The organism is Micrococcus flavus, from assembly GCF_014204815.1.
Classification (GTDB): domain Bacteria; phylum Actinomycetota; class Actinomycetes; order Actinomycetales; family Micrococcaceae; genus Micrococcus; species Micrococcus flavus.
Genome location: NZ_JACHMC010000001.1, coordinates 423965 through 437174, shown reverse-complemented (window position 1 = coordinate 437174; position 13210 = coordinate 423965). Strand labels below are relative to the sequence as shown.

The 13210-nt window shown below is 73.0% G+C and carries 16 protein-coding genes; 6 read left to right on the top strand and 10 right to left on the bottom strand.

Features of this window, described 5'->3' with window-relative positions; translation table 11 throughout:
- The first annotated feature begins 133 nt into the window (after positions 1-133).
- Positions 134-1438, top strand: coding sequence for an ISL3 family transposase (locus BJ976_RS02115; RefSeq protein ID WP_311768983.1), 1305 nt, complete (start codon positions 134-136; stop codon positions 1436-1438).
- On the opposite strand, the gene BJ976_RS02110 is transcribed toward BJ976_RS02115, so the two are convergent.
- A complete protein-coding gene (locus BJ976_RS02110; RefSeq protein WP_135029711.1) occupies positions 1419-2075 on the bottom strand; it encodes a DUF6492 family protein in 657 nt (218 codons plus the stop codon). The two genes, BJ976_RS02115 and BJ976_RS02110, sit on opposite strands and share 20 nt — an antisense overlap.
- Positions 2076-2231: 156 nt before the next feature.
- Between BJ976_RS02110 and BJ976_RS02105 the strand changes: the two genes are divergently transcribed.
- Complete coding sequence (locus BJ976_RS02105; protein ID WP_135029713.1) at positions 2232-3209, top strand: 1,4-dihydroxy-2-naphthoyl-CoA synthase; 978 nt, start codon at positions 2232-2234, stop codon at positions 3207-3209.
- On the opposite strand, the gene BJ976_RS02100 is transcribed toward BJ976_RS02105, so the two are convergent.
- Positions 3200-3826 carry a GNAT family N-acetyltransferase gene (locus BJ976_RS02100; RefSeq protein ID WP_135029715.1) on the bottom strand — a complete coding sequence of 209 codons (627 nt, stop codon included), beginning with the start codon at positions 3824-3826 and terminating at the stop codon, positions 3200-3202. The two genes, BJ976_RS02105 and BJ976_RS02100, sit on opposite strands and share 10 nt — an antisense overlap.
- A gap of 43 nt (positions 3827-3869) precedes the next feature.
- Between BJ976_RS02100 and BJ976_RS02095 the strand changes: the two genes are divergently transcribed.
- The gene (locus BJ976_RS02095) at positions 3870-5048 is read left to right on the top strand and encodes an AMP-binding protein (protein WP_135029717.1); all 1179 of its coding nucleotides are present in this window, start codon (positions 3870-3872) and stop codon (positions 5046-5048) included.
- A gap of 127 nt (positions 5049-5175) precedes the next feature.
- Positions 5176-6048: a 1,4-dihydroxy-2-naphthoate polyprenyltransferase gene (locus BJ976_RS02090; protein WP_135029719.1), complete on the top strand. Its 873-nt coding sequence runs from the start codon at positions 5176-5178 to the stop codon at positions 6046-6048.
- A 12-nt stretch (positions 6049-6060) separates the two neighbouring features.
- Here BJ976_RS02090 and BJ976_RS02085 read toward each other — a convergent pair whose 3' ends face one another.
- Positions 6061-6336, bottom strand: a complete 276-nt coding sequence (locus BJ976_RS02085; RefSeq protein ID WP_135029721.1) for a DUF4229 domain-containing protein — start codon at positions 6334-6336, stop codon at positions 6061-6063.
- 77 nt (positions 6337-6413) lie between these two features.
- On the opposite strand from BJ976_RS02085, the gene BJ976_RS02080 reads away from it, so the two are divergent.
- Positions 6414-6821 carry a PLDc N-terminal domain-containing protein gene (locus BJ976_RS02080; protein ID WP_135029723.1) on the top strand — a complete coding sequence of 136 codons (408 nt, stop codon included), beginning with the start codon at positions 6414-6416 and terminating at the stop codon, positions 6819-6821.
- 80 nt (positions 6822-6901) lie between these two features.
- On the opposite strand, the gene ccsB is transcribed toward BJ976_RS02080, so the two are convergent.
- From ccsB to BJ976_RS02055, 5 genes are all read right to left on the bottom strand, one after another.
- Positions 6902-8005, bottom strand: coding sequence for a c-type cytochrome biogenesis protein CcsB (ccsB, locus tag BJ976_RS02075; RefSeq protein ID WP_184231808.1), 1104 nt, complete (start codon positions 8003-8005; stop codon positions 6902-6904).
- Between the two features lie 14 nt (positions 8006-8019).
- Positions 8020-9702: a cytochrome c biogenesis protein ResB gene (gene resB / locus BJ976_RS02070; RefSeq protein WP_135029727.1), complete on the bottom strand. Its 1683-nt coding sequence runs from the start codon at positions 9700-9702 to the stop codon at positions 8020-8022.
- Positions 9684-10442 (bottom strand): cytochrome c biogenesis CcdA family protein, encoded by a 759-nt coding sequence (locus BJ976_RS02065; protein ID WP_135029729.1) that lies wholly within the window; start codon positions 10440-10442, stop codon positions 9684-9686. Before BJ976_RS02065 ends, resB begins: the two co-directional genes overlap by 19 nt.
- An 11-nt stretch (positions 10443-10453) precedes the next feature.
- Positions 10454-11065, bottom strand: a complete 612-nt coding sequence (locus tag BJ976_RS02060; protein ID WP_135029731.1) for a TlpA family protein disulfide reductase — start codon at positions 11063-11065, stop codon at positions 10454-10456.
- A 156-nt stretch (positions 11066-11221) separates the two neighbouring features.
- Positions 11222-11896, bottom strand: coding sequence for a histidine phosphatase family protein (locus tag BJ976_RS02055; protein ID WP_135029733.1), 675 nt, complete (start codon positions 11894-11896; stop codon positions 11222-11224).
- Between the two features lie 65 nt (positions 11897-11961).
- Here BJ976_RS02055 and BJ976_RS02050 point away from each other — a divergent pair, with 65 nt between their 5' ends.
- Entirely contained in the window at positions 11962-12687 is a 726-nt protein-coding gene (locus BJ976_RS02050) for a hypothetical protein (RefSeq protein ID WP_135029735.1), read from the top strand.
- Positions 12688-12718: 31 nt separating this feature from the next.
- Here the strand turns inward: BJ976_RS02050 and BJ976_RS02045 are convergent, their stop codons facing one another.
- Both BJ976_RS02045 and BJ976_RS02040 read right to left on the bottom strand, forming a co-directional pair.
- A complete protein-coding gene (locus tag BJ976_RS02045; protein WP_135029737.1) occupies positions 12719-12988 on the bottom strand; it encodes a glutaredoxin family protein in 270 nt (89 codons plus the stop codon).
- Positions 12989-13111: 123 nt separating this feature from the next.
- Positions 13112-13210 carry a 30S ribosomal protein bS22 gene (locus tag BJ976_RS02040; RefSeq protein ID WP_003792170.1) on the bottom strand — a complete coding sequence of 33 codons (99 nt, stop codon included), beginning with the start codon at positions 13208-13210 and terminating at the stop codon, positions 13112-13114.

The window sequence follows — 13210 nt, the reverse complement described above, 5'->3', positions numbered from 1 at the left end:
GGGCCCTTCACAGATGAGCATGGGTAGCGGTGTGCGCGTGGGCGTCTCGAGGGGTGTGTTGTGAGGTCTGGGTGGAGGTCGAGGCCTCCAGGATGGGTAGCGACCAAGCAACCCGATCCATGAAGGCCTCGACGTGTCTCATGCTATCTGCGCGCCCGCGTGCGCGCTCTTCGACCTGCCCGACGTCCATGTCAGGGCCGTGGAACGCGGACCACGCTCGTTCACCGTGGTGGTGGAGACTTCTCCGACGCTGGTGGGGTGCCCGTCCTGCGGGGTGCTCGCCACCGGCCACGGCCGCCGGGAGGTCGTGCTCCACGATCTGCCCTGCGCTGGGGTGCCCGTGCGGGTGGTGTGGCGCAAGCGGATCTTCAGGTGCCGGGAGGACGCCTGCGAGGTCGTGACGTTCAGTGAGGTCCACGAGCTGGCCGCGCCGCGGGCCAAGCTCACCACCCGCGCGATTGCTTGGGCGGTGACGCAGCTGCGCTGCCATGACATCGCGGTCTCCGCCCTGGCCGAGATGCTCGGGGTCGCCTGGAACACCGTCTGGGACGCCATCACTCCAGTCATCGAGGCCCAGCTGGCCGCGGAGGATCGGCTGGCCGGGGTGGACGCCCTGGGCGTGGACGAGCACGTCTGGCGCCACGTGGGCCCACCCGGCACTGGGCTGGTCACCGGGATCGTGGACCACTCCCGCGGCGAGGACGGCCGGCCCCGGGCACGACTGCTGGACCTGGTCAAGGGGCGCACGGGGGCGGCCTACGGCGACTGGCTCACCGAGCAGGGGCCGGCGTTCACGAGCGGGATCCGCACGGCGACGCTGGATCCGTTCCACGGTTACGCCAACGCCATCCGCGACGAACTCCCGGAGGCGATCACCGTTCTCGACGCCTTCCATGTGGTCAAGCTCGGCGGGCAGGTCGTGGACGAGGTGCGTCGTCGGGTGCAGCAGGACACTCTGGGCCACCGGGGCCGGGCCGGGGACCCGCTCTACGGGATCCGCCGCACCCTGCAGATCGGCGCCGAGCACCTCACCGCCAAACAGATCACCCGGCTCAACACCAAGCTCGAGGCCGGGGACCCGCACCACGAGGTCACCCTTGCCTGGCATTGCTACCAGAAGCTGCGCGCGGTCTACCACGCCCGCCCCGAGACCGGCCGCCGGCTGGTCGCCGAGATCCTTGCCGCCTTCCCGTCCTGCCCGATCCCGGAGATCGCCCGGCTCGGGCGGACCTTACGCCGGTGGAAGGCCGCGATCCTGGCCTACTTCGACACCGCCGGGGCCTCGAACGGGCCCACCGAGGCCGTGAACGGGGTCATCGAGACGATGCGCCGGGTCGCCCGCGGCTTCCGGAACTTCGACAACTACCGCCTACGCGCCCTGCTCGCCGCCGGCGGACACCGGCCGTGGCGCAAGACCCCTACCCATGCTCATCTGTGAAGGGCCAGTAAAGGAAGAACTCGGTCCCCCACTTCGTCTTACCCATGGCCGACTTCAAGGGTATTCCGTACTTCGACTCAAGCCCGTCAATAGTGCGACGTACTTCTTCGCTGATGAAGAGGTATGGCGTCGTGGTGGGCATCATCCGCCGCGCGTTCTCGTCCGTGAGGACGTCGAAAGCATCTAGGGATGCCCTTACATACTTATCCCAGTACGGCGAGGTGTCAGACCATACGGTCTTCGGGCGTCCCGTCTCGTAGAAGTCCGCTACCCCGGCTGGACGCACGAAATGATTTTTGCCGTCTAGCATAAGGTAAGTATCGGTGCGGACGAGATCGGCCAGGCCCAGTTTGAGTGCTTGCTGTCCATGCCATCCCTGGCCATCGCCTCCGCGCGGGACGTCCGCCGGGACCAGGAACCGGATACGATCCCACAGCTCGGCACTGACAGCACCGTAGAGCAGCCCGGCGAGAGTAACCCGCAGGTCGCTGTTGTCCCGGCCATTGAGGACGATCAGATACTCCTCCAGCTCATCGAGTTCGAAGAGACGGTCGACCGAGAGGGCCTGCAGGGCGGTGAGCCGATGGTCTCCCTCAAAGGTGATGGAAGCCACGGTGGTACGGCTGGGTTGGGTCATTGATGCATGCTAACCACCCCGTAGGACGGACGTGGACGAGTCACGTGCCAAATCGGCCCGTTCGTTGCTCCTCTGCGCCGACGCCGAGCGCGGGCATCGCGTGGTGACAGCCCCACCCCCCCCTCTCCGTCCGCGGCCCTCACTAGACTCGGCCCCATGACCGAGCCGACCGCCGCCCGCCCCGACCGCGACCGCCTGCCCGAGCAGGTCTCCGACATCTTCGACCCCACGCGCTGGCGCGTGGTCGAGGGCTTCGACTTCGAGGACCTGACCTACCACCGCCAGGTGGAGCGCGACGCCGACGGCCGCTGGGTGCGCGACCTGCCCACGGTGCGCATCGCCTTCGACCGCCCCGAGGTCCGCAACGCGTTCCGCCCCGGCACCGTGGACGAGCTCTACCGCGCTCTCGACCACGCCCGCATGACCCCGGACGTGGGCACGGTGCTGCTCACCGGCAACGGCCCCTCCCCCAAGGACGGCGGCCACGCGTTCTGCTCCGGCGGGGACCAGCGCATCCGCGGCCGCGACGGCTACCGCTACGCCGAGGGGGAGACGGCCGAGACCATCGACCCGGCCCGCGCCGGACGCCTCCACATCCTCGAGGTCCAGCGCCTGATGCGCACCTCCCCCAAGGCGATCATCGCCGTCGTGAACGGATGGGCGGCCGGCGGCGGCCACTCGCTCCACGTGGTCGCGGACCTCACCCTCGCCTCCCGCGAGCACGGGAGGTTCAAGCAGACGGACGCCACCGTGGGCTCCTTCGACGCCGGCTACGGCTCGGCCCTGCTCGCCCGGCAGGTGGGCCAGAAGCGCGCCCGCGAGATCTTCTTCACGGCGCGCGAGTACTCGGCCGAGCAGATGGCGGAGTTCGGGGCCGTCAACCAGGCCGTGGACCACGAGCGCCTCGAGGAGGTGGCCCTCGAGTACGCCGCGGACATCAACCGTCAGTCCCCGCAGGCCCTGCGCATGCTCAAGTTCGCGTTCAACCTTCCCGACGACGGCATGGCCGGCCAGCAGGTCTTCGCCGGCGAGGCCACGCGCATGGCCTACATGACGGACGAGGCCGTGGAGGGCCGGGACGCGTTCCTGCAGAAGCGCGACCCGGACTGGACGCCGTTCCCCTACTACTTCTGAGCCCGGCGCCCCACGCGGAACTCGAGGCCCTTCCTCACTGCGGGCCACTCCGCGGCGACGACGGAGTAGACCACTGTGTCCCGCACATAGCCGTTGCGCTGTGCCTGCTGGCGCAGCACCCCGTCCCGCTTGGCACCGAGCCGCTCGATCGCCGCGCGGGACTGCATGTTCATCCAGTCCGTGCGGAACTCGACGGCCGCGACGCCCCAGACCTCGAAGGCGTGGCCGAGCAGGAGCAGCTTGGCATCGGCGTTCGTCCCCGTGCCGGAGGCGGAGGCCGCGTTCCAGGTGCTGCCGACCTCCACGCGGGGCACGGAACGGTCGATGTTCATGAACGTCGTCATGCCGATGACCCGCCCGTCGGAGAGCCGACGGGTGGCGAAGGGGACCATGGACCCGGCCTCCTGCAGGGCCAGGCGACGGTCGATCTCCGCGGCCATGCCCTCGGCGGTGGGCACGGCGGTGTACCAGAGCTCCCACTGCCGGCCGTCCTGCACCGCCTCGACGAGCTCGTCGTGGTGGTCGTGGCTCAGCGGCTCCAGCCGGACGAGGCGGCCGGTGAGCGTGACGGGGCCGATCTCGGCGGCGGGCGTGGCGGCGGTGTCCGGGGCGGTCATGCGTGAAGCCTAGAGCGTACCCGCCCACGATTACCGTGGTCTCATGCCGCTGACCCCCGACGCCCTGGCCACTGCCCGCTCCGCCCTCGCCACGGCGTTCGACGGCGGCGCGCCCGTCGAGTTCACGGCGGACGGCACCGTGGCCCTGCGCCCCGAGGCCCGCGACCCGCGCCGCTGCGGCGACACGGACGCCGTCGCCGTGGTGCGCACCTCGGGGTCCACGGGCACGCCGAAGCAGATCGTCCTGACCGGCACGGCCCTGCGCGCCTCGGCCGCGGCCACGGCCCGGCGGCTCGGGGGCGAGGGGGCGTGGCTGCTGGCCCTCGGCGTGCACTACGTGGCCGGGCTCGCCGTGCTCTCCCGCTCGATCGCGGCCGGGACCGCACCCGTGGCCCTGCCGCCGGGCCCGTTCACGCCCGCGGCGTTCGCCACCGGGGCGGCCGCCCTGCCCGACGACGCCGGCCCCCGGCTCGTCTCGCTCGTCCCCACCCAACTCGCCCGCCTCCTCGCGGCCGACGCCGACCCGGCCGGGCGGGCGGCCCTGCGCTCCTTCGACCGCGTGCTCGTGGGCGGCGCCCGGCTCGATCCCGCGCTGCGGGACGCGGCCGAGGCGGCGGGGGTGCGCCTCACCGCCACCTACGGCATGGCCGAGACGTGCGGCGGCTGCGTCTACGACGGCGTGCCGCTGCCCGGCGTCGCCGTCGCGGTGGCCCCGGACGACCCCGACGCCCCGCCGCGCGTGCGCCTGGCCGGGCCCATGGTGGCGGCCGGCTACCTCGACGACCCCGCCCGCACCGCCGAGCACTTCGTCCCCGCCGCGGACGGCGCCCGCGCCTTCCTGACCGAGGACACGGGCGTGCTCTCCCCCACCGACGACGGCGTGCGGCTGACCGTGACCGGCCGCCTGGACGACGTCGTCATCACGGGCGGGGTGAAGGTGTCCGCGGCGGCGGTGACCGCGGTGCTCGAGGCGCACCCGGGCGTCGCGGCGGCCCACGTGGCCGGCGTGCCGGATCCCGAGTGGGGCGCCCGGCTGTGCGCCGCCGTCGTGCCCGCCCACCCGGCCGCGGCCCCCGACGAGGCTGTCCTGCGCGCCCACGTGCGCGAGGCGCTGGGTGCGGCCGCGGTGCCCAAGACGTGGCTCGTCCTCGACGCCCTGCCCCTGCTCTCCACCGGCAAGACCGACCGGCAGGCCCTGACCGCCCGGTTCACCGCCGGCTGAGCGCCGCCCCGCCCGCGTGGGAGGATGACCCGGGACCGGCCGACGTCGGGCCCCGGCCGCGCGCCGCCGTCGACCCGGCCCGCCGCACGCCGCTGCCCACCCCGCTCCCCAGGAGGAACCCCCGCCCATGGCCGCCACGCTCTCCCAGTGGATCGCCGCCGCGCGCCCGCGCACCCTGCCGATGGCGGTCGCGCCCGTGGTGGTCGGCTCCGCCGCCGCCCACGTGCTCGGCGGGTTCCACCTCGGGCGGGCGCTGCTGGCGCTCGTGGTGTCCCTCGCGCTGCAGGTGGGCGTGAACTACGCCAACGACTACTCGGACGGCATCCGCGGCACCGACGACGACCGCGTCGGCCCCTTCCGCCTCACCGCCTCCCGGCTGGTGCCGGCGAAGGCCGTCAAGCACGCCGCGTTCGCGTGCTTCGGGGTGGCGGCCGTCGCGGGGCTGGCGCTGATCGCGCTCTCCGGCGCCTGGTGGGCGGTGCTCGTGGGCGTCGCGGCGATCCTCGCGGCCTGGTACTACACGGGCGGGACGAAGCCCTACGGCTACCTGGGCCTGGGCGAGGTGTTCGTGTTCGTGTTCTTCGGGCTCGTGGCGGTACTCGGCACCACGTACACGCAGGCCGGGACGGTCGATGCCCTCGCGTGGGCCGGGGCGGTGAGCTGCGGGCTCATCTCCACGGCGCTGCTGATGGCCAACAACATCCGGGACATCCCCACCGACCGCCAGGTGGGCAAGATGACCCTCGCCGCCCGGATCGGGGACGGCCCGGCGCGGGCGTCCTTCGTGGCGATGCTCGCCGTCGCCGTGGTCCTCCCCCTGCTGTTCACCGGCGCGCACCCGTGGCTGTGGCTCGTGCTGCTGGCGGGCGTCGTGGCCGTGCCGGCCTGCCGCACCGTGCTGCGTGCGACCGAGCGGGCGCAGCTCATCCCGGTGCTCAAGGCCACCGGGATCGTGGGCGTGGTCTACGCGGTGACGTTCGCCCTGGGCGTCGTCCTCTGACACCCGGCGGGCTCAGCGCCCGAAGCGTCCGTCCGTGTAGGCGTCCTCGGCGTCGGCGTCCGCCACCTCGGTGCGGCCCCGGCGGCCCTGACGGCCCTCCCACGCGTCCTGCAGGTCCTGCGAGGCGCCCAGGCGCAGCCGCGTGAGGAACAGGTAGGACACCGCGAAGGTGAGGATCGTGGCCACCACAAGGGCCACGATCATCCCGAGGTTCGTGAGGTAGTAGACGGCCGCCCAGAACACGAGGAACAGGACCACGCGGACCAGGCCGTAGAGGAAGAGGCGCATGGACCCAGTCTAGGAGCGGGCTCGGGTCCCTCCCGCCGGCGCCCGTGCCCGGCCCGCGTCCCTCCTAGACTGGGGTGATGGGTCGGTTCATCATCCCGGCGGCGATCGTGCTCGTCGGCCTCACGCTCTACGCGCTCTTCGAGGCGCTGCTCACCCCGGCGCACCAGATGCGCTCGATGCCCAAGTGGGCGTGGGTCCTCACAGTGCTCCTGCTCCCGTTGGTCGGCCCGCTGCTGTGGCTGATCCTCGGCAGGCGGCGCGCCCCCCGCGCCGCCGGAGGGCCCGCCCCGGCGCGCCCCTCCTCCCCCGACGACGACGAGGAGTTTCTCCGGTCCCTGCGCGTCCAGCGGCGGCAGGCCGAGCGGGAGAAGGAGCTCGAGGCGCGCGAGCGCGAGCTGCGGGCGCGCGAGGAGGAGCTGCGCCGTCGTCGTGAGCGGGGCGAGGAGCCCGAGCCCGAGGACGGCGGGGACGGCACCGACCGCTGACCTGACCTGCCAGGGGGACGTAGGAGGGCCCCGCCGGAGACACTCCGGCGGGGCCCTCGTGCGGGCTCAGGCCCGGCGGGTCAGCTCGGCAGGCCGGCGTAGGAGTGCAGGCCGGGGAAGTACGTGTTGACGATCGTGTAGTTGAACACGATGCACAGGAAGCCCACGATGCTCAGCCACGCGGCGCGGCGGCCGGTCCAGCCGCGGGTGGCGCGGGCGTGCAGGTACGCCGCGTAGACCACCCAGATCACGAAGGACCAGACCTCCTTGGTGTCCCAGTTCCAGTACCGGCCCCACGCGGCCTCGGCCCAGATGGCGCCCGCGATCACCGTGAACGTCCACATCACGAAGGCCACCGCGTTGATGCGGTAGGACCAGTTCTCCAGGGCACGGGCCGAGGGGACGAGACGCAGGAAGGACCACGTCCGCTCCCCCGCGGCGGCCTTCAGCTCGGCGCGGTCCTGCAGCAGCTGCAGGGCGGACATCGCGGCGGTGAGGGTGAACAGCGCGGTGGCGAGCACGGCGATCGACACGTGGATCACGAGCCACGGAGACTGCAGCGGCGGCTGCAGGTGGCCCACCGGCGTCGGGAAGCCCATGGTGGCCGCGCACATCATGGCCACCACGAGGCCGGTGACGAACGTGCCGACGAAGCGCAGATCCTTGCGGATCAGGAACGCCAGGTAGACGGTCGTGATCAGCACGGCCCCGGTGGTCATGAACTCGTAGAGGTTGCCCCACGGCACCCGGTGCGCGGCCAGGCCGCGGGCGACGACGGCGAACGCGTGCAGGGCCCAGCCCAGGGTCAGCACGGCCACGGCCACGTTGGCGACAGGCCGACGCCCGTTGCCGGTGTAGTCCATGTCCTCGTCCACGAGGTCCACGGTGCCGACGGACGCGCCCGCGGATCCCGCGGCGCCGCGGACGGGCGTGCCGGTCCCGGACACGCCGACGGCGGTCGCGCCCCCTGCGCCCACCGCGGCGAGCTCCCGCTCCCGCGCCGGGGCGTGGACGGCGGCCTCGGCGTGGCCCTCCCGGGCCAGCTCGTCCTCGAGGCGGCGGATGGTGGCCGAGGACGTGGCCATGTCGATCGCGAACAGGATGAACGAGACCGCGTACACGAGGGCGGCGATCAGCATGAACAGGTCGCTGTAGTACGCGAGCTGCTCGTTCACAGGAGCCATGGGGTTGAACACTGTCAGTCTCCAGATCGGGGGGTCGCGGGGGTCGTCTCACCAGTGTCCGCCTGGGCGGCGGCCACCGGCCACATCTTCTCCATGGTCTCGCGCAGGGCCACGTGCTCCTCGCGCAGGCCGAACTCCTCACCGCGGGCCAGGAGTGCGTACTCCACCCGGGTGCGGCCGTCCGGATCGGTCCGCCCGCGCACCCACACGCGGCGGCGGCGGGTGAACAGGCTGATCGCGAGCCCGGCCAGGGCGGTGAGGGCGAAGAACCCGACGCCCCACTTCCCCGGGTCGTGGTGGATGTCCAGGCCGACGTAGCGGCGCACGCCGTCGAAGCTGATGGAGCCCTTGCCCTCGGGGAGCTCGTACGTCTCCCCCAGGCCCAGCCGGATGCCGCCGTTGGCGTTCGTGCGGCTGTTCAGCTCGGTGAGCGTGGACGTGTCCAGGACGTACACGTTCTGGGGCACGCCCGCATCCAGGCCGAGGTCGCCGTGGTAGGAGTTCAGGATCAGCGCGGGGTTCAGCAGCTCGGGGTCCACGGAGATCTCGACGCCGGAGCCGGTGGGGTCGTCCGCCGCGGGCATGAACTGACCGACGAAGCCGAGCTGGTCCGGCCGCGCGTCGGGCACCTTGAGGACGGCCAGGGAGTTGAAGTTCTGGTCGGTGACGCGCGTGACCACGGGCCCCTGGAAGGCCACCTCGCCGTCACCGTCCCGGACGGTGACCACGGGCGCGTAGCCGTTGCCCACGAGGTACACCTTGGCGCCGTCCACCTCGATCGGGTGGTTCACCTTGAGGATGCGCTCCTCGGGCTCGGCCCCGGCGCCCGCGCGGACCTGCATGACGGCCGTGTAGTCCAGGGGCTGGCCGTAGTGGGTGAGGGACTGACGCTCGAACTCGGCCTCGAAGGACTCCAGGGTCAGGGAGAACGGCTGCAGGTCCTCGGCGTCGAAGTACATGCCGGGGGTGAAGGAGTCGTAGGAGACGAGGTTGTTGGCGAAGCCCTCCCCCTCCACGATGATCTTCTGTCCCGTGTACTTGGTCATGGAGCCGTAGGCCATGAACACCAGCACCCCGATCAGGGAGAGGTGGAACAGGATGTTCCCGATCTCCCGCAGGTAGCCGCGCTCGGCCCCGACGGAGGCGCCGCCCTCCTCGGGGCGGAACTGGACGCGGTAGCGCTTCTTCCTCAGCCACCCCTGGGCCTGACGGACGGCCTCCTCGGGCGCGGGTCCGCCGTCCTCCAGGACGACGACGCCGGACTCCGGCAGGCGACCCAGGTTCCGCGGGGTCCGTGCCGGGGGCTGCCGCAGGGCGCGGGCGTGCTTCACGGCGCGCGGGAGCACGCAGCCCACGAGCGAGATGAACAGCAGCAGGTAGATGGCCGAGAACCAGGCGGACGAGTAGACGTCGAAGAACTGGGCCCTGTCCAGGACCGGACCCCAGACGGGGTTGTCCTCGATCCACCGGTCCACGGCCTCGGGGCCGGCGCGGCGCTGGGGCACGAGCGAGCCGGGCACGGCGGCCACGGCCAGCAGCAGCAGGAGCAGCAGCGCGGTGCGCATGCTGGTCAGCTGCGTCCAGGCCCAGCGCAGCATGCCGCGCGCGCCGAGCGCGGGCAGGGCGACGTCGTCGCGCGCGCGGGCGCGGGTGGAGCCGGTGGGGGCGGGCTTCGTGCTCACAGGGGCATCACCCATTCGTTCTGGAACCAGGACTGCAGGCGGACCATCCACTCGGTCCACAGGCCGGTGACCATGGCCAGGCCGAGCAGGATCAGGACCGCACCACCGCCCACCATGACGGCGCGGCGGTGCCGCCTGAAGAACCCGAGGACGCGCATGCCGCGCTCGATCCCGAAGGAGATGAGCACGAACGGCAGCCCCAGGCCCAGGCAGTACAGCCCGGCCAGCAGGGCGGCGCGGGCCACGGCGGAGGAGTCCTGCGTGTAGGACAGGGCGAACACGGCCGCGAGCGTGGGACCGATGCACGGGGCCCAGCCGAGGCCGAACGTCATCCCGAGCAGGGGCGCCCCGGCCAGGCCGGCGGCGGGCCGCACGTGCAGCTTGCGCTCGGTCTGCAGCCCGCGCAGCCCGCCCATGAACACCACGCCCATGACGATCACGAGGACGCCGAGCAGCCGGGTCACCCAGGACAGATCCCGCAGGATCCGGAACGCGAGCTCGGCGAAGAGGATGTTCATCACCATGAACACCGCGGTGAACCCGAGCACGAACAGGACGGCGCCGAGGACCACGCGGCCGCGCCGCGGCGTGTCGAGGGCGGCGCCGCCGAGGCCGGACACGTAGCCCAGATAGCCGGGCACGAGCGGCAGCACGCACGGGGAGAGGAAGGAGATCAGGCCGGCGAGCAGGGCGAGGGGCGCGGCGGCCAGCAGCGAGCCGTCGAGCGCGATCTCCGCGAAGGGGTTGTCCTGCATCCGGGCGGGCCTCAGGACTCCGCGACCACGGTGTCCAGCAGGGCGGCGAGGGTGCCCTCCTGGACGGCGCCGAGGACGCGGGCGGCCACCCGGCCCTGCCGGTCGAGCACGAGGGTCGAGGGCACCGCCTGCGGGGGGACGTGGTCGGTCATGGCCAGCAGGACGTCCCCCGAGGCGTCCTCCACCGAGGGGTACGGGATGTCGAAGGTGCGCTCGAACGCCTGGGCCGTGGTGGCGGTGTCCCGGACGTTCACACCCAGGAAGCGCACGCCCTGCGGGGCGAACCGCTCGTGCAGCGACACCAGGTGGGGGGCCTCCACGCGGCACGGGGCGCACGCGGCGTACCAGAAGTTCAACAGGGCGGGCTCGCCGCGCAGGTCCGCGCCGCTGACGGGGGTGCCGTCGAACAGCTCCGCGGTGAACCCCACCGGCGTGCCGCGCTCGGCCGGGGCGAACTCCGCCACGGAGCCGTCCCCGGCGATGTAGTTCTTCCCGCCGGCGTTGCCGGCCTGGCGCGCGAGGGAGTCGTCGCCGCCCGAGCAGGCGGCCAGCAGGGGGGCCAGGGAGGCCGCGGACAGTCCGGTGAGGACGACGCGGCGGGAGGGACGGGACGGAAGGGACATGACGCGGGCGCTCCGGGGACGGGGACGGCGGGGTGAGCAGGGTGGACGGGGTCTTCGCGAGTCTACGCGGCGGGACTCCGCCTGATGGAACCCTGGGTGCCGCCGGAGACTCCCCCTCGGCACCGGAGGCCCCTCCCCCGTCGGAGGGGCGGACGCTCAGGCCCCGGGCAGGGAGGAGGCGTCCTTGAGCAGCGCGCGGTTGGGCTCGTGGTACTCGACGCGCGGCAGGGCCCGGCCCTCCTCGTAGACCAACGAGGTCACGGAGGTCAGCGAGCACTCCCGCGAGCGCGGGTCGTGGGCCAGCGGACGCCCCTCCACGGCCAGGCGGGTGACCCAGATGGGCAGCTGGTGGGACACCAGGACGGCCTCCGCACCGGGCCCGCCGGCCTCGAGCGCCTCGTCCTTGACCCGGTCCGCGGTCGCGAGCATGCGGGCGGCCTGCTGCCGGTAGGGCTCGCCCCACGAGGGGGTCAGGGGGTTGCGCAGCAGCGGCCACAGCCGCGGGGAGCGCTTGAGCGTGGCGGCGACGTCGGACATCCCCTCGAAGGCGTTCTCCGCCTCGATCACGTCCGCCTCGGTGCGCAGCGGCCGGTCCAGGGCCTCGGCGATCGGGGCGGCGGTCTGCTGGGCGCGCAGCAGCGGGGAGGCGGCCACGATCTCCGGCCGACGGCCCTGCTCGTCCGCCCGGCGCGCGAACCACGCGGCCACGTCCACGGCCATGCGCCGGCCCAGCTCGGACAGGCCGAAGCCGTCCAGGCGGCCGTAGAGCACGCGCTCCGGGTTGTGGACTTCTCCGTGACGGACGAGGTGCACCGTGGCGAGGGTCTGCATGGGCCCAGTCTTCCAGACCGCCCCGCCCGGTACCGTGGGCGCCAGAGCACCGACCGAGGAGGACCATGTCCGGCACGCCCCAGCACGACCCCCGCGACCGCAGCCCCTACGGCGCCGACCCGCACGCCGGGTCCGCGCCCCGCTGGCCGGACGCGGACGCCCAGAGCCCCTACGGCCGTCCCCCGGTCGACGCCGGCGCGCCCGGCGCCCAGGCCCCGCAGTGGACCGGGGTGCCCGGGCAGCAGCCGGGTCAGGAGGCCCTCCCGCAGTGGTCCGGGCACCCGGCGCCCGCGACGCCGCGCCGCCCGGGCTCCATCACGGCCGCCTTCTGGCTCATCCTCTCGGCCGGTTCCCTGTTCCTGCTCACCACGCTGCTGGCCGGGCTGTCCCTGCTCACCGAGCCCGGCCGCCAGGCGCTCACCCAGGCGATGGAGCAGTCCTATCGGGACGTGGGCCTGACCGACGCCCAGATCCAGCAGTACCGGGAGCTCGTCCCCACCCTCCTGCCGGTGATGACGGGGGTGACCATCGCCCTGGGCGTGCTGGCCTTCCTCGTCTACCTCTGGATCGCCCTCAAGATCCGCGGTGGCTCGCGCGCGGCCCGCACGGTCGGCACCGTGCTCGCGGTGCTCTCCGTGCTGATGCTGGCCGTCAACCTCGTCCTCGGGTCGTTCAACCCGCTCGAGCTGCTGTGGGTGGCCCTCGGCGCGGTCGGCGTCGGGATGGCCTACCGCAAGGACGCCACCGAGTACCTGCGGCTCAAGGCCTGGGAGCGCGCCGCCCGCCGCTGACGGGCGCGACCGCCGGCCTCGCGGGCCGGCCTCAGGGCCGCGGCGCGTCGAGCAGGCGCGCCAGCCGGGCGGGGTCCACGCGCCAGAAGTCGCGCTGGACCCCGTCCACGAACAGCACCGGCACCTCCTCCGCGTAGGCCTCCAGCAGATCCGGGTGCGCGGCGCCGTCGACCCTCTCCCACGCCTGCCCCCGCGGGGCGCACACCCCCTCGACGGCGGACTCGGCGTCCGCGCAGAGGTGGCATCCGGGCTTGACCAGGAGCTGGACGCGGGCGTCGGAGGCGGGAGGCGCGGGGAGCATGCCGCCATCCTAGGCGCGCTCCCCCGCCCGACGGCGGCGCCCCTCGCCCGCCGGACAGACGACGAGGCCGTCCGCCCCGGCGGGGGGCGGACGGCCTCGTCAGTCGCTCTCAGGGAGCGGGCGTCACTTCTTGTTGCGACGCTGGTGGCGGGTCTTGCGAAGCAGCTTGCGGTGCTTCTTCTTCGCCATGCGCTTGCGGCGCTTCTTGATGACAGATCCCAT

Bases quoted from the DNA above. Each gene is read 5' to 3' on its own strand.
- ccsB (WP_184231808.1), bottom strand. From the start codon at position 8,005: ATGGCTCCTGTGAACGAGCAGCTCGCGTACTACAGCGACCTGTTCATG.
- BJ976_RS02050 (WP_135029735.1), top strand. From the start codon at position 11,962: ATGTCCGGCACGCCCCAGCACGACCCCCGCGACCGCAGCCCCTACGGC.
- BJ976_RS02060 (WP_135029731.1), bottom strand. From the start codon at position 11,065: ATGTCCCTTCCGTCCCGTCCCTCCCGCCGCGTCGTCCTCACCGGACTG.
- BJ976_RS02090 (WP_135029719.1), top strand. From the start codon at position 5,176: ATGGCCGCCACGCTCTCCCAGTGGATCGCCGCCGCGCGCCCGCGCACC.
- resB (WP_135029727.1), bottom strand. From the start codon at position 9,702: ATGGGTGATGCCCCTGTGAGCACGAAGCCCGCCCCCACCGGCTCCACC.
- BJ976_RS02040 (WP_003792170.1), bottom strand. From the start codon at position 13,210: ATGGGATCTGTCATCAAGAAGCGCCGCAAGCGCATGGCGAAGAAGAAG.
- BJ976_RS02065 (WP_135029729.1), bottom strand. From the start codon at position 10,442: ATGCAGGACAACCCCTTCGCGGAGATCGCGCTCGACGGCTCGCTGCTG.
- BJ976_RS02100 (WP_135029715.1), bottom strand. From the start codon at position 3,826: ATGACCGCCCCGGACACCGCCGCCACGCCCGCCGCCGAGATCGGCCCC.
- BJ976_RS02105 (WP_135029713.1), top strand. From the start codon at position 2,232: ATGACCGAGCCGACCGCCGCCCGCCCCGACCGCGACCGCCTGCCCGAG.
- BJ976_RS02080 (WP_135029723.1), top strand. From the start codon at position 6,414: ATGGGTCGGTTCATCATCCCGGCGGCGATCGTGCTCGTCGGCCTCACG.
- BJ976_RS02095 (WP_135029717.1), top strand. From the start codon at position 3,870: ATGCCGCTGACCCCCGACGCCCTGGCCACTGCCCGCTCCGCCCTCGCC.
- BJ976_RS02045 (WP_135029737.1), bottom strand. From the start codon at position 12,988: ATGCTCCCCGCGCCTCCCGCCTCCGACGCCCGCGTCCAGCTCCTGGTC.
- BJ976_RS02110 (WP_135029711.1), bottom strand. From the start codon at position 2,075: ATGACCCAACCCAGCCGTACCACCGTGGCTTCCATCACCTTTGAGGGA.
- BJ976_RS02085 (WP_135029721.1), bottom strand. From the start codon at position 6,336: ATGCGCCTCTTCCTCTACGGCCTGGTCCGCGTGGTCCTGTTCCTCGTG.
- BJ976_RS02055 (WP_135029733.1), bottom strand. From the start codon at position 11,896: ATGCAGACCCTCGCCACGGTGCACCTCGTCCGTCACGGAGAAGTCCAC.